We start from the raw sequence: 14,558 nt of genomic DNA on the forward strand, positions 1-14,558 counted from the left end.
TAAAACCTACTGTAACGAGCTGTTATGAGCCGTAATATCCTGGGCTTTAAATGTTGCCGTTACCGTGCCACCATCCATAAAGTGGAATATGAAGGGAACATTATCTCCTGGAGCAGGCATCTTGGTTATGCCACGGCACAGGAGGTGATAGCCATCCTCTGGGAAAACGAGCGTTGATTGATGGGGGATCGCGAAATGTTGAAAAATATCGTTACCCGCTCCTGATATTTGTACGAGATCCTGTCCATTATGGTTGGAAGAAACCGCTTGGCACACCGGCGATGTAACGCCTTGGAGGAGGACATCCGTCGCGCTGTTATTCCGAATCGTGAAATAGCCGGCTGCACTATTTTGTGGACGCATATAGGGACGCAAAACGCCCCCTGTGATCGTAATGTCGTGTTTGACAATGTCAGCTATGGAAGAAGATGTGGAAGATGACGCATCTTGCGCTGATGCCCCTAGGGAATAGAGGGGGCTTAGAAGCGTGAGGGAACAAAAAACACCTGCCAAAACAGCAAGGGAGCGGATCGGACGAATCACAACACCTCCATAGATGCGAAAATAAGTTTCATCTCAGTGTGAAATAAAACTTTTGGACAGAGAGCTTTCTGTTTCTCCTTAGCCACATTTTCGATAGACTTCCCTGGCCGCCGGGTCAAGCTGCGGCTTATAGACGGGATGTTTTCAGGATCGACCATGCATTGCCCTTTTTGTGGACACCAAGAGACTCAAGTGAAGGATAGCCGCCCAAGTGAAGATGGTACGGCTATTCGTCGTCGTCGCGCATGCAATGGGTGTACACAGCGTTTTACAACGATTGAACGTGTGCAACTTCGTGAGTTAACCGTTATTAAGGCCGACGGGCGGCGTATTCCCTTTGACCGCGATAAATTGGCGCGCTCTATACGGATCGCCTTGCGCAAGCGTCCCATTGATGAAGTAAGGCAAGAGCGCTTATTAAATGGCCTTGTCAGGCAGCTTGAGGCGTCAGGAGAGCAAGAAATTTCTTCTCGCTCGATCGGAGAGCTCGCTATGGATGCACTGCGTGAAATAGACGGGGTAGCTTACGTCCGTTTTGCCAGTGTGTATCGCGATTTCCGGGAGATTGATGCTTTTTCGGAGATTTTGGCTGACATGAATCATCGTTCTGTTCCGATAGATGGAACTTCTCAGGAGACCCCATGACGTCAACGCCTTCCAGCCCTTCAGTTCCTCCTCGTAAGCGCAGTCGGACCATTGCCCGTGTGGCGGCTGTGCAAGCTCTCTATCAATGTGAGCAAAATGGAGAGAGTGCTGAGGCTGTTATAAAGGAATTTATTGATTTCCGCCGTATTGCCCCACAAGCTCAATTTGAAGATGGTCATATCCCTGATGCTGATTTGAGCCTCTTTGCAACGATTGTAACAGCGACGGTTCAGCAGCAAAATGAGATTGACCACACATTGTCTCATCTATTGCCCGAAAATTGGCCTATGGAGCGCCTTGACCCGGTATTACGGGCCTTATTGCGTGCCGCTTTAAGTGAGATGATTGCCAAAGTCCCCGTGCAGGTGGCGATTAATGAGTATCTTGATGTCGCACATGGTTTCTTTAGCGGTGATGAGCCGAAGATGGTGAATGGGATCTTGGATAAATTCGCTCAGAATAATCGGGATGTAGAGTAGGAAGAGCGCTATGGGAGAGTTCGACTTCATTGCGCAGCATTTTCGTCCACTTGCTGGGAAGGGAGCTTTCCAGCTTCGCAATGATGGAGCTGTGCTCTCCGCGCCAGAAGGATATGATCTGGCCATTTCAAGTGACACGATGGTGGAGAATCTCCATTTTCTACCGGATGATCCAGCCCATACAATTGCTCAAAAACTTTTGAGATGTAATCTTTCTGACCTCGCGGCGATGGGGGCGCTTCCAGCGGGCTATATGCTGAATGTAAGTGTCCCATCTGGTAGTCGCTATAATGACGCTTGGTTTGGAGATTTTTCCCAGGGCCTCGCTCACGATCAAGATTACTATCAGTTTTCATTGTTGGGGGGAGATACAACCGGTAGCCCTGGCCCATTGGTTTTAAGTCTAACGATTTTTGGTTTCCAAAAAAGAGGACAGGTGCTTCGGCGTGATAAGAGTAAACCAGGGGACCAGGTGTGGGTAACGGGCTCTTTGGGACGTGCCGCTTTGGGTTTGCAAGCTCGTAAAGGCCAGTTACTCGACCCTACAGGCGAGCTTGTGCAAGCCTACCGTGTGCCCACACCTCGGGTCGGCCTTCCTCTATATGGGATAGCGACCGCCGCACTCGATATCTCTGATGGTCTGATACAAGATGCCGGCCATATCGCAGAGGAATCAAAAGTTGCCATCACACTTTATGTAAACCGTATTCCGTTTTCCGAGGCGGTACGTCAGCAGGGTGAAAAATGGCATGAGGTCGCCCTTATAGGAGGGGATGATTATGAGCTATTGCTTACATGCCCGCCAGATAAGAGTGATGAGCTTCTTCAACGATGCCGTGATCACCATGTTCCCATCACACAGATTGGTGAGGTTACAGAGGGTAAGGGTGTCACACTTTTGGATGCGGCACATCATCCGATGCGCTTATCACGCACCGGATGGCAGCATTTTTAGGAAGAGGCGGTACGCGTCTCGTCTTTTTTGTCTTGGTTGATAGTTTTCTCGTAGAGGCGGTGCGTTTTGTACGGGCTGGGGACGAGAGATTCCGCAAGATTCCGCATGTTCGTATCGTCTTCTAAAATCCACCCGAGCTCGACCCATTTATAGGGGAGGGTATGACGACGGTTCAAAAGCTCTACAATGGCGAGGGATGGCAGTAGGGACCCCATAAGTGTGCCACGAACTCGGCTGCTGACCCCTAAAAGAATGACGCGTGCTGATTCAAAGCGATGGAATAAAAGGCGATACCCAAACCGCAACCATCCTATAACTGATGGTGATCCGCCGATGTCTTTGGTGATATCATACAAATTGGGAAGCACCATAGCCATGGCGACGGGGGTGCCATTTTGGTCAATCTGAACGTAATTTTCTGGTCTTAGTAACGGTTTGATCTGCGCGATCATTGCCGTCATTTCGTAATCTTCCATGGGCACAAAATTATATTTATGTGACCATGCATCATTATAGAGCTTACGTAAGATCTCACCCTGAGAAAGAATTTCTCTCTTTGATAATGAACGCGTTGTGAAGCCGTTAAGCCGTCCTTTTTCAGGTCTGAGATTGCTTGGAACTTTGAATTTTTTTTCTGTATCAGCGTTGATTTCGAGACGATAACTGAGGAGGTCGGTCGCTTTTTCGTAGCCTGCGTAACGGATGAGGGCATCAAGTTCTGGTGGGTGCCATGGCATGGCGATCATTGGGTCTGATCGCTGACCTTCAACCAATGTCCCCGTTTCGGCATTGCCGCTGAGGGTTACAGGCCCGCGGATACTGGTTACCTTATGTTGAGCAAGCCATTTTTCGGCGGCATTAAGGAGGGCTGTCACGATTGCTTGTTCTGGCAGTGCATCTAAAGCGCCGAACCCACCGATTCGTTCATTCCAGTGCTCTATAGCACGGTGATCCAAGATAGCCGCGATTCTACCAATAGGGGTACCATGACGCCAAGCCATAAAATATTGGATATCGGCATGCCGAAACACCGCAGAGTGACGCGGGTGCAACAGATGGGTCTGTTCCATGTTAAATGGCTCAACAAACCCCTCCATCCCTTGGTAAAGCTTGCTAGGCAAGGTAATGAATTGGTTCAGTTCCTGCCGGGTACTAACAGGACGAATATCAATATCGGTCATAAGGACATTAGATGCTTCACATTGCATGAGTAAGGCTATACGCGTACAGGATCATTCAGACTAGAGGGTGAACGAGAAAGAGAGTTATATATGTCCAATCATGACCATGCTGCTACGTCAGCAACAAGACACATTCTTATAACGGGGGCCTCTAGTGGCATTGGTGCTGCTTTGGCTGATTATTTCGCACGTCCTGGTGTGCATCTATCCCTCTGGGGACGTAACCCTAAGCGCCTTGAAAAAACAGCAGAAGTTGTAAGAGCAAAAGGGGGAGAGGCTTCCATCCTTAGCTTGGATATTAGCAATCCTCAGGCTGCATTAGAGGCTTTTAAAGAGGCTGATGATGCGCTGCCCGTCGATATTTTAATTTTATCTGCTGGGATGGCTGATATCCGCCCAGAGGGTGCTCTTGCTGAATCTGCCGATGTTGCTTTAGCCATGTCACAGGTTAATTTTGCAACACCTGTGGCACTTGCAACAGAAGCGGCTAATCGGATGGCGAAAAGACGTCGTGGCAGAATAGCCATGCTCGGATCGGTTGCATCTTTCCATGATCTCCCACTTGCAACAGTTTACAGTGGCTCTAAGGCAGGGATTGGCCGGTTTGCAACAGCATTGCATGCTGCGATGTCCCCTTATGGTGTCTTGGTAACCCTGATTGCCCCTGGCTTTATTGATACGCCGATGAGCCAACGTCTTGAAGGTGATCAGGCATTTCTGGTGCCCGTTGACAAAGCGGCCCGTAAAATTGCGCGCGCCATCATCTCAGGAAAAGCGGTTCTCGTTTTCCCATGGGTCTTTCAGCTTACACGTTTGTTAGAAATTATTTTACCACGTCCGCTTGCTCATCGCATTTTACGTGGGCTCGAAATTATGCAACACCCTTCCTCATCATAAGGTATAATGTGCAGTGAGGTGTCTGGGAGTTAACGCGAAGTAAGACACCTAATGACAAAGGAGAAACTGTCATGAAAGAGATCGTCGCTCTTGACATCGGTGGGACACATGCTCGTTTTGCAATTGCCACTATTGATGAGGGGCATGTTGTTGAGCTGGGCAAAGACGTTACTCTAAAATGCGCTGAGCATGCCTCCCTTGCTTTAGCGTGGGAGGCTTTTGAGCGGGAGATTGATCGGCCTGTGCCACGCGAGGCAGGAATTGCTGTAGCATGCCCGATTTCTGGCGACATCTTGAAAATGACCAATAATCCTTGGATCATCCAGCCCTCTCAGTTGAAAGCGCGACTGGGCTTGGATGATTTCGCGTTGGTGAATGATTTTGGTGCTGTGGGCCATGCTGTGGCGCAGGTTGGTCCAGATTATATGCGTCACCTTTGTGGACCAGAGATTGATTTGCCTTCTGAAGGGGTCATTAGCATCATTGGCCCGGGCACGGGCTTGGGTGTTGCAAGTCTCTTACGCCGGAATGGTCAATATGCCGTTATGGAGACAGAAGGCGGGCATGTTGATTTTGCTCCGCTTGACGGCGTAGAAGACCGTATTTTAAGTGCGCTGCGCTCACGTTTCCGTCGTGTGTCTGTTGAGCGTATTGTGTCCGGCCCTGGGTTGAGCAATCTTTACGAAGTGATTGGTGAATTGCAAAACCGTCCGCTCGTATTGAAAGATAATCGTGCGCTTTGGACGACGGCAATGGCGGGAACTGATACTATGGCTTCTGCAGCTCTCGAACGTTTCTGTTTAAGCCTTGGCTCTGTTGCCGGAGATTTGGCTTTGGCACATGGCGCTAAGGGCGTGGTCGTGGCTGGTGGTCTGGGCCAGCGTTTGGCCGACATTTTGCCGCATTCCGGTTTTGCTGAGCGCTTTGTCGCCAAAGGCCGGTTTGAAAATATGATGAGTGAGATGCCTGTAAAGATTATTACACATCCACAACCAGGACTATATGGGGCTGCCGCTGCTTATGCTGCGAAGACAGCCGATATTACAGTCGCTTAACTCTCTCAAAACACATAATAATGCATTATGTGTGGCGCGTCATCATCTTCATAATAGGTGATGACGCGGGGCAAATGTTACAAAATGGAATGCGTCCTCATGGTAAAGAGCCTCTATAAGAATAGAGTTTTCTTGCTTTTTACTGGCTCGCTTCTGCTTATTGTTTTAGGTTTCTTAACCCCATTTATATGGTTTAATTTTTCAATATTTCCGGCCGTATATATTGTTTTTTGCCTGTGTTTGTTCTTGGTAACGTGTTCTTATTTTGTCCTTTCTATCAAAAAAATACATTATTTTCAGCGAATTATCATAAGCGCTTGCTTAGCTCTTTCGTTCATAGTGTTTTGTGTATCTTTTATAAATCCAGCCTATTTTTTGTTTGCTCAGTGGGCAATTTCTCATCCGGGATCACTTTTAATAGCTGAGCAGAAACGTGATTTCGAGGTCGTTCTGGCAGAATTCGGGTATAGCTGGGCTGAGGATATCCTTCTTATTTCGAGCTCTGAAGATGATCTTTCTTCACCTGAAGGATTTGAGCATTGGAAAAAGCTTCACCATGTCCAATGCTCAGCGGAAGAACGTCTAAAAATGTGGCCAGGGTTGTATGTGCTGTATGTCGGCCCACGTTTCTCATGCAGCATTTTTAAGACGGTATCGGAGGATACGTGATGAGAAAGATCATGGTGTTTTGTAGTCGCTATTGGCCACGTCATTTTCTAACCAAACCATATCCCAGAATTTGAGGGAAGGCAGCGTGAAGGTGATGTAACTTCCTGAACTGTCTTGGCCCTTAGCATAGGGTAATGTGATGGGGGCGCCATGGTTTATATCTGGGCTTGCTGTGTAGAGGTTCCCAACTGAGCCACCGGTTGTCACATACATTTTGAGCTGGAGCGGTCCTGTTCTGATCGGCGCTGCCGCATTAGCAGCATCGTCATCCACATCCTGGAATGATGCCGCGCTCATCTGCTGATAGTTCAACACGTGCAGAATGTCGAAACCACTACGGTGATTTTGGAAGAGCCAAACTTTTCCAACAGCCGCTGTCGTACTTCCTGCTGCTCCTGATAGAATAGAAGGGGCAGAAACTGTCGAGGCATGAATATTCAGGCGTAGAAGCTTCTCATAAGCGACGCCAAAATTTTGATAGTCATATTCTCTCTGTACCATGTCAGGTTTCGGAGTAGGCATAGTGCCAATGGGATAATCAATGTTACCGATAAAGCGTGCGCCATTGCCCGCTTGTTGCTGACCATCCACAATCCATGCATGATGAGCGCCCGTTGCAAGGATAGCGGCCTCCTGATAGAGAACACCCGGTGTATTAAATGTGCAGGATTCAGTGTTACAGTCCTGGGATCCCTGACGGTCTATGTTCAATCCCATGTCCCAATCAAGGCCAATATTATTGGGCTTGCGATCAGCCCATCCCCAAATCTGACGCGCTCTGGTTAAAAAGTCTCCGAACGTACTAATATCGGAAGTATTATTCCATCTCTCTGTGAAATGATATGCTTCATGCCCAGACTGAACCAGGTCTTGCTCATTATAGGTACTGGCGGGATTTACGACTATCGGCCCATTCATATATTTCTGAACCTCTTTGAGAAAAGAGGAATAAGCCTTATCCATAATAACACGGTTGCCTGACCAGTCCCAGAGCGGCCGGTCGATGGTGCCATAAGTGTCTACAAACATGCCATCAAAACCAAGATGCTGCCGCATTAACTCAGTTTGCTGACCCCAATAACGTTGCCATGCAGGATTGTTCGGATTCATGTATGAAATATATGGTTTGTCTTTTTTATTCACGACGAATTTAAAAAGATCATCCATCGTGCATTTGGATCCACACGCACTTGTGAACATCCCCCATGAAAGCTGTGCACCAGAACCGTCTTGAGTGAAATTAGGAACGATACGATAGTTTGCCGAATACATGGGCATATACATGAGTGTTCCCATATGGAACGATTTTGCAGCTTCTATATGTTCCTTGATCAGGTTTACGTTAATAGTTTCACCATCTCCATTAACCCATGATTTTCCTTCAACCCATGGCTGATGCCATCGATAAATCATATTGTAGAATTGTAAATTATTGCACTTATAAGCGTTTAGGCCCTTAACATCCTCTTGTGGGGTATTGAACATATAGGGTACGAATTTGCCCCACTGTGTATATGTCCCAACGATCCAGCATTGCCGGGGGTACGTCTGCCAATCAGACGAAATATCAAAAGCTCCGGCCTCTTGGTCAAGCTGATGTCCATTCTGGTCAGTCGCTGTTAGATCGACGAAATACCCTTGCCAATTTGTATCGGTAGAAGGAAATCGAAGTTCCGTTTTCTTCGTTGTTCCAATAGCCAAATCAGAAACGGATACCGATACCGGTTCCCCAACTTGAACACCACGACCTGTTACCGTTCCTGTGATGGTCCCTGTAAAAGGCTTTCCTGTTAGGTTCGAAATGGTAACAATCAGACGGAGCTGCTCACCGCCGCTATAATGTGAAAGATCGGTATTGATCGACTGGATGAGCGCGCCTGAAAGGTGAGGATCAGCATATGCTACTCCTCCGAGGAAGAAGAAAGGTAATACCGTTAGAATACGTTTGATTATCTGCATGATGTATCACTCCGATACATGTCACCGGCATCATCAACACATACAAAGTGAGATCCGGATGATGGTGCATGTGTTGGAATATTAGAGTTTCGGATAGGGCTTCTGATATCGACTTTCCCGATCCCAGCTGCTTGAATATTGAGCCAACTATTTCCGACCTGAGAGGCGATATACATATTTGCGTACTGATCTTGCCAAATAGCTGCGGGATTAGATTGTCCAGGTCCAAATAAATCGAGAACACCATCATGCATCTGGACATGATGGCTATAGAGTTCTATTTTCCCCGTTCCGCTTGTATAAATGGACGTATTGCTATTAGGTGATCCGGTTGAGAGGGAAAGACTTCCGGTAGCGTCTTGCCAAATGGAAGAAGGATTTTTGGGATTATTTTGTCCGTATAAATTGATCTTGGCGGCACCTTTTATGCCTGTGTCATGCACTTCAAGTGCGCCATTGTATGTATAAAAGGAAAATGAAGAATTGGTAGAATTAGTTGAGAAATTACCATTCCCATTTATATCTTGCCAAAAAGTAATTGGATTTGACGCTAATGTAGATTGGAGTGTTATTTGTGGGTTAATCGCATTGCCAATTGTTGCACTACTGGTGATTGTAATGTTTGGTGCGAGGTACAAGTTTGGCCACGTTCCGAGAATATCCCCGGTGGGTGATTGGTTTATGTCTTCCCCAGTTGCCATATCGGCATTGAGGTCGATTGCGGGAGCTGGAAGTGTGGTATATGGCCTCATGGGGGGAGTAGGTTGCGCAAATGCAAGGTAAGGCAAGAAAACTCCTGCCAGAAGAATAAGACGTCGTTTCATAGTTTCTAAATATCCGGGTATGGTTGGTAGAGAAGACTGTCAATCAGTAGTATATTTATAGTAATTAAAATCTATTATTGTTTAGAAATGGTTATAGTATTTCAGGATAAATTTAGATATTTATTTTTAGTTTTATTATAGTTTTACATTTAATAATGTATCTAATGCGTTAGGATGATCGGACGTATGACGGCCTAATATTTTATCTGTCATCGTTGGTTTTTCGTATATCAAGAAAGTGCTGTAACACCCCAGATGATGAACGTGGTGACTTCGCGGCCATATCCGGGCCAGGTACCGGGATGTTGAAAAACGAATTCTTTTGCTCCAACGGAGATAATGCGAGGGCCTTCTGTCGCTGAAGTAGCCCCTGTGTCCGTTAATGGTGCGACCTGGCTTCCGTCCCAAGGAGAAGAGTAACGATGCGTTACGATCTGGACAAAAGGTGGGAACTGATACGATACCCCGTTGGGGTAGGAGAGCGTTTCAAGATTGCCCGCGCCGCCATCACGGTAGATATGGAGATAGGAGCAGGTTACGCCGTCTGTGGTGGTGAGGCGTGGGGCGATGAGGGAGACTTGGGGGCCAGGGTTACCACGCGGGCCGACAAGACTTTTCAGCCAGTCTTGTTCTGATCCTTGGAAGCCTTGTTGTAAGGCGACGTTGTAGGCGTTGTCTCCCGGGTCGCCCTTTGGTCCGATGAGGTTTTTCAGCCAGTCCGCTTTGGTCCCTTGGAATCCCTGTTGGACTGCAACTTGGTAGGCATTATCTCCTGGATTGCCTTGGTCTCCTTTGGGACCGATAAGGCTTTGGAGCCATTCTTGTTCTGTGCCTTGGAACCCCTGCTGGACCGCGACTTCGTAAGCGTTTTCTCCTGGGTCGCCTCTGTCCCCTTTTGGGCCAACGAGACTTTTAAGCCACTCTTCTTCCGTCCCTTGGAAACCCTGCTGAACAGCAAGTTGATAGGCGTCTTGCCCCGTGTCTCCCTTAGGGCCGATAAGGCTATGAAGCCAGTCTTGTCTGGTCCCCTGGAAGCCTTGCTTTACGGCAACCTCGTAGGCGTCCTGTCCCGGTGGCCCTGGCACCCCACGGATAGACGCCAACCAATCATCGAGCGAGCCGGTATAGCCTTGCAGGACAGCCAGTTGATAGGTGTTTAAGCCTGGGTCGCCTTTCTTGCCTCCTTGGAGGACATGGCGCGGGATCAGCACGGCGCGAGGCGTGGGGTCTGTCGCTGTTTGGACAAGCCCAAGCACTGCATCCTCTTCGGAGGGGGTGTCATAACGCGGGAGGGTGCTGAGCGGCGTGGTCTGGGGCGGGGGTAGTGTGCAATCGGTCATGGTTTTTCTTACATGGTGAGAGGGGCGCCATTGGGGAGGGTGAGAATGGCGCTCTGATCAGACAGGCTTGTGGGTGGGATGCAATAGCCGCCGGGCAGAAGAGGCGGCGTTGGCGCGGGGATAAGTGGCGTGTCCGCTTGAATGGTGAGCGTCACAACCGCCACATAACGCCGCCCAGCATTGGTTGTGAGTATGACGTTGATGAGGGTGGCGCCAGGATTGCCGCCCGCTAAGGCGAGGGCTGCTTTCCCGTTGATGAGGCTCCACCACAACAGAACAAGGCCGCTCTCTGGGGGGATGATGACGCTCATAGTAGTGAGAGTGTCGCCCCCATCTTTTAGCCATAAGGTCGGATCAAGGGCGTAATCGAGGATGTCGCTTTGATATTTATCCGGCCATTGCAACGGGCAATCGGGAAGAAGCGACAAGGGCACGGTGCGCGCCCGTGTTAAATAAGACATAGAGGAACGTCCTTTTAGGACGCGAGGCGTCCCGTGGCGACAAAGCGGTAAAAAGCCCCGGCGGCCCCGTGGAAAGTAAAGCTTGTGCAGGTGCCGTCTTCATTCGCAATTGGCAGGCACAAGACCGGCTGAAGCCGACCAACAAGCCCGGCATCAATAGGGTAGGCATCAATGGTGATTTTGGTATCGGCGAAGGCTCCAGCGGGTCCAATATCGTTATAGATGGTCATGGTCTCACCATCATTGCCTACGCGGGTGTCCCATTGTTTTCGCCCAAAGCCTGCCGTGCCTTGCAGCACGCCTTTTGTGGTTGTCAGCGCGCCCCAACTGAGAAGCGGGTTTGACGGGTCAAAGCTGTTGGGGTCGGCTTCAGCCGCATAGAGCGCCTCAGTGCCATCAGCCGAGAGGAAAAGACTATAGAAAGGCTTTTGCCCTTGGGCGGTATTGCACCCAAATTGTCCACTAATGGCGTTTTCAGTGACGCCGTGGAAGGTGCCGTTTGTGTCGGTCAAATAGAGCTGATCGCGGCGGTTTTGCTGGCTTCTTACCCCCGTTTTTGTGATGGGTGTGTCATGATAAATATCAGACGGGCTCGAGACATAGTGATATTGAAGGCTGCCATTATTCTCGGTTGTGTATCCAAGCTCTCCATGCTGCGTAAAGGTAAGGTAGAGATCAGGGTTGGCCTGTGGATTGCTGGCTTGTTGGGCCGGTTTGAGATGGATGTAAGACCAGCTCGGCCCTTGCCCGTAATTATCGCCTACCCCAAGAGCGGTTGTGATCCCTCCCGCATAGTTCAGTGATCCTTTCGCCACATCGCCATCATTAGTATGGCCTTGCGTATTCCAGCCAGGGGCAAGAGGAACATCGATTACTTGGCCAGCCCCAGACGGGCCGGGGTCTCCTTGGGGACCGACAAGGCTTTTTAACCAATCCGCTTTAGTTCCCTGGAATCCCTGTTGTACGGCGACTTCATAAGCGTTTTCGCCTGGGTCGCCCCTGTCTCCTTTGGGGCCAACGAGACTTTTCAGCCAGTCTTGTTCTGATCCTTGGAAGCCTTGCTGAACAGCAAGTTGATAGGCGTCTTTTCCTGGGTCGCCTGGGGGGCCAGGAGGGCCGACATCATCGTCGGACGTGTCGAGTGGGAAGAGGTAATAAGAGGTTTCGCCATGCTCATCGGTTTGTGTGCCGAGGAGGCGATTAAGCGGGCGCCCCGCCTTCGCTAAAGGAAGGTCAGCGGGGTTATTGAGGTCAGACATAGCAGGGGATTCCTAGAATTGTGTCATAGGGGGTCAAGGGAGGAAGCGGTAGCGAATGAGGCCGTTTCCTCCTGTGCCGCCCTGGAAAAGTGTGTTGGTTTGTTGGGGGTCATACGCACCACCGCCGCCACTGCCAAAGCCCGGGGCATTAACGCCTCCATGTTTCCCGCCGCGGCCTTCTCCACCATAAGGGCCGGACGCGCCGCTCCCACCAATCGCGTAACCATCAGCCCCATAACCACCAGGGACAATCAGACTATTTCCTATATTGCTGTATCCGCCGACCCCGCCCGCGCTGGCTCCGGGGGCTTGCCATGTTGAGGCTTTCCCACTGTCGGCTTTCAAGACAATTTCACCATTTATGGAAAGGGTTGTAATTTCTCCATCCTTTTCGGAAGTGCCTCCTTTGCCGATAGAGACGTAGAGTGTGCTGGTTGGTGTGACGTTGTAGATGCCTTCAACATAAGCGCCCGCACCGCCGCCGCCGCCTGTATTATTCGTATATTGAGCATTCGGGTCGGCCTGACAGGTTGCACCACCTCCGCCAGCGCCAACACCAATCACATGAAGGCGCGTTGCCCAATCAGGCGGAGTGGGTAGCCAGCCCGATGTATAAACAGAGGTCAGAGTGGCGGCGTTATAAACCGTTTCGGCATTGGCGGCGTGGTAAAAGCGTTGGGTGCCGTCGGGTGTCTTGTACGTCATCCATAACGCGTCAGAGAGGGAAGAAGTGAGGTCAATCCCTGCTGAAGAAATTTGGGCATCTTTTGCGTCTGGGTTGCTGGTAATATAGTTCCCGCGTTTTTGGTAATTTGATAACTCTTCCTGGAGGGCCGCGATGGCGTCTTGGAAGGCTGAGCTTAAAACATAATCACCCTTTAGCTGATACCGTGTCAGTTCTTTTTGGAGAGCGGCGAGGGTTTTTTGTAACTCTTCCTCGGAGGCTTGGCGTTCTTGTTTTTCAGTATCTAAGGCCCCTGCATCGGCATAGTTCCCGCCTGCGGTGAGATGAATCCATGCTCCATCTTGGTCGGAAGGCGATGATTTGTTGCCGTCTTTGGTGCTGACCCAGAGTAGGCCGGCTGTATCTGGGTCGCAAACAATGGCGTTCTTCTGATAACCGTTGATGGTGTTGGCAATGGTGGGGTCAAAAACGCCCATATAGCCCGCTTGAGGGAAGAGCGCATACACACCTGCCGTCATGTTGAGCGAGGCGACATCCCCACTGGAGAAGGATTGTGCCGTCGTATTATCCTGCCCACGAATGACAGTGACACGGTCGCCTTGCCGCCCGATCACAATACAGACCTCAAATTGATCGGGATTTGAAACCGAGGTGAGGGTTAGGGCGAAACGATCCGTCGGCTGCTGGAGAGCTGGGAAAGCGTCCCCCGTTCCAGGAATCAGCGTAATAATCGTATCGCGTGGGGTGATGCTTTGCGCGAGCTGAGCGGTGGCGCGATTGGTGTAACGGTAAGTCATAGAGCGGTGCGGTCCTGGGAATAAGCCATAAAAAAACCGCCTCAGAGGGCGGTGCTTTTGGAGGTTTTGACCATAAAGGTAAACATGGGCGGCACGTTCAAAATGCCATTTGTCAGGATGCGGCTGAGGATAATCACCAGATCATGAGACCACGGCCCGGTGTCCGGGGTGATGATGACCTTACGACCCTCAAGGCGGACACTCACAGGGTCGGTGCTGTTGAAGCGCCAGGCATGGCCATCATCGCCCGTTAAAAAGCGCATGATCCGCCGTTTGAGCCAGGGGATCGAGAAGTTAAGACCATCTCCCTTATAGAAGTTCCATGTCAGGATGCGTTTAAAGAGATCGTCGCTAATGGAGTTTCCGATATAGCGTTTATCGATGACGGTTTCATCAACGGAGAGACGGTTAATGGTGGTGGTATCAATCGCCCCCGTAACACTGCGAAGCTCAACGTAACTGATCCGGTAGCGGAATTGGCCATAGAGGCAAAGCGCGCAATAAGACAGTAAATTACCCGTTAAGGCCGGCCCGATATAAAGTGCCATCGGATGCCCCACCATCCAGAAGATAATCTCTTGCATGAGGGCATTATACGCCTCGAAAAAGGCGATGATGTCCGCATCATCGGAGAATTGCTGATAGGGTGTGGCCGGGGCGAGGAGGGTTGTGTGCATCATCCGCGCTCCAAACGAATATGATCAGAAGATGTGACGAAATAGCTTTCTGGATCGCCCAGAATAACGGTGCTTTGTCCTTCTGGTGGGGTCAGGATGCCGTCAATATACACATCAAAATGAAGCCGCGTG

The 14,558-nt window shown here is 49.8% G+C and carries 15 protein-coding genes; 6 read left to right on the forward strand and 9 right to left on the reverse strand.

All coding sequences use genetic code 11. The features are described 5' to 3' along the window. Window positions 1-6 precede the first annotated feature (6 nt). Window positions 7-543, reverse strand: a complete 537-nt coding sequence (locus GS501_RS00580) for a copper chaperone PCu(A)C (protein ID WP_160829955.1) — start codon at window positions 541-543, stop codon at window positions 7-9. A 156-nt stretch (window positions 544-699) separates the two neighbouring features. Here GS501_RS00580 and nrdR point away from each other — a divergent pair, with 156 nt between their 5' ends. The 3 genes from nrdR to thiL are packed head-to-tail and all read left to right on the forward strand — an operon-like array spanning window position 700 to window position 2,622. After that, on the forward strand, window positions 700-1,188 hold the full coding sequence (gene nrdR, locus GS501_RS00585) for a transcriptional regulator NrdR (RefSeq protein ID WP_160829956.1): 489 nt from the start codon (window positions 700-702) through the stop codon (window positions 1,186-1,188). Next, entirely contained in the window at window positions 1,185-1,667 is a 483-nt protein-coding gene (gene nusB / locus GS501_RS00590) for a transcription antitermination factor NusB (protein WP_160829957.1), read from the forward strand. Before nrdR ends, nusB begins: the two co-directional genes overlap by 4 nt. A gap of 10 nt (window positions 1,668-1,677) precedes the next feature. Beyond that, complete coding sequence (gene thiL / locus GS501_RS00595) at window positions 1,678-2,622, forward strand: thiamine-phosphate kinase (RefSeq protein WP_160829958.1); 945 nt, start codon at window positions 1,678-1,680, stop codon at window positions 2,620-2,622. Here thiL and GS501_RS00600 read toward each other — a convergent pair. After that, entirely contained in the window at window positions 2,619-3,803 is a 1,185-nt protein-coding gene (locus GS501_RS00600; RefSeq protein ID WP_237442338.1) for a hypothetical protein, read from the reverse strand. The genes thiL and GS501_RS00600 overlap by 4 nt on opposite strands. Before the next feature lie 90 nt (window positions 3,804-3,893). Between GS501_RS00600 and GS501_RS00605 the strand changes: the two genes are divergently transcribed. The 3 genes from GS501_RS00605 (at window position 3,894) to GS501_RS00615 (ending at window position 6,424) form a co-directional block, all read left to right on the forward strand. Further along, a complete protein-coding gene (locus tag GS501_RS00605) occupies window positions 3,894-4,700 on the forward strand; it encodes an SDR family oxidoreductase (protein WP_160829960.1) in 807 nt (268 codons plus the stop codon). A 71-nt stretch (window positions 4,701-4,771) separates the two neighbouring features. Next, entirely contained in the window at window positions 4,772-5,755 is a 984-nt protein-coding gene (glk, locus tag GS501_RS00610; RefSeq protein ID WP_160829961.1) for a glucokinase, read from the forward strand. 375 nt (window positions 5,756-6,130) lie between these two features. Continuing rightward, window positions 6,131-6,424 carry a hypothetical protein gene (locus GS501_RS00615; protein WP_237442339.1) on the forward strand — a complete coding sequence of 98 codons (294 nt, stop codon included), beginning with the start codon at window positions 6,131-6,133 and terminating at the stop codon, window positions 6,422-6,424. Between the two features lie 9 nt (window positions 6,425-6,433). On the opposite strand, the gene GS501_RS00620 is transcribed toward GS501_RS00615, so the two are convergent. From GS501_RS00620 to GS501_RS00650, 7 genes are all read right to left on the reverse strand, one after another. Continuing rightward, complete coding sequence (locus GS501_RS00620; protein ID WP_160829963.1) at window positions 6,434-8,383, reverse strand: glycoside hydrolase family 66 protein; 1,950 nt, start codon at window positions 8,381-8,383, stop codon at window positions 6,434-6,436. After that, window positions 8,374-9,207, reverse strand: a complete 834-nt coding sequence (locus GS501_RS00625) for a hypothetical protein (RefSeq protein ID WP_160829964.1) — start codon at window positions 9,205-9,207, stop codon at window positions 8,374-8,376. The genes GS501_RS00620 and GS501_RS00625 overlap by 10 nt, the downstream gene beginning before the upstream one ends. Before the next feature lie 230 nt (window positions 9,208-9,437). Further along, window positions 9,438-10,547, reverse strand: a complete 1,110-nt coding sequence (locus GS501_RS00630; RefSeq protein WP_160829965.1) for a hypothetical protein — start codon at window positions 10,545-10,547, stop codon at window positions 9,438-9,440. A gap of 8 nt (window positions 10,548-10,555) precedes the next feature. After that, window positions 10,556-11,008 (reverse strand): hypothetical protein, encoded by a 453-nt coding sequence (locus tag GS501_RS00635; protein ID WP_160829966.1) that lies wholly within the window; start codon window positions 11,006-11,008, stop codon window positions 10,556-10,558. A gap of 14 nt (window positions 11,009-11,022) precedes the next feature. Then, window positions 11,023-12,267 carry a hypothetical protein gene (locus GS501_RS09805; RefSeq protein WP_202405248.1) on the reverse strand — a complete coding sequence of 415 codons (1,245 nt, stop codon included), beginning with the start codon at window positions 12,265-12,267 and terminating at the stop codon, window positions 11,023-11,025. Between the two features lie 33 nt (window positions 12,268-12,300). After that, window positions 12,301-13,749: an OmpH family outer membrane protein gene (locus tag GS501_RS00645; protein ID WP_160829967.1), complete on the reverse strand. Its 1,449-nt coding sequence runs from the start codon at window positions 13,747-13,749 to the stop codon at window positions 12,301-12,303. A gap of 41 nt (window positions 13,750-13,790) precedes the next feature. Further along, on the reverse strand, window positions 13,791-14,429 hold the full coding sequence (locus tag GS501_RS00650) for a hypothetical protein (protein ID WP_237442340.1): 639 nt from the start codon (window positions 14,427-14,429) through the stop codon (window positions 13,791-13,793). Between the last annotated feature and the right edge of the window lie 129 nt (window positions 14,430-14,558).

This window comes from Saccharibacter sp. 17.LH.SD (genome assembly GCF_009834805.1).
Taxonomy (GTDB): Bacteria; Pseudomonadota; Alphaproteobacteria; order Acetobacterales; family Acetobacteraceae; genus Saccharibacter.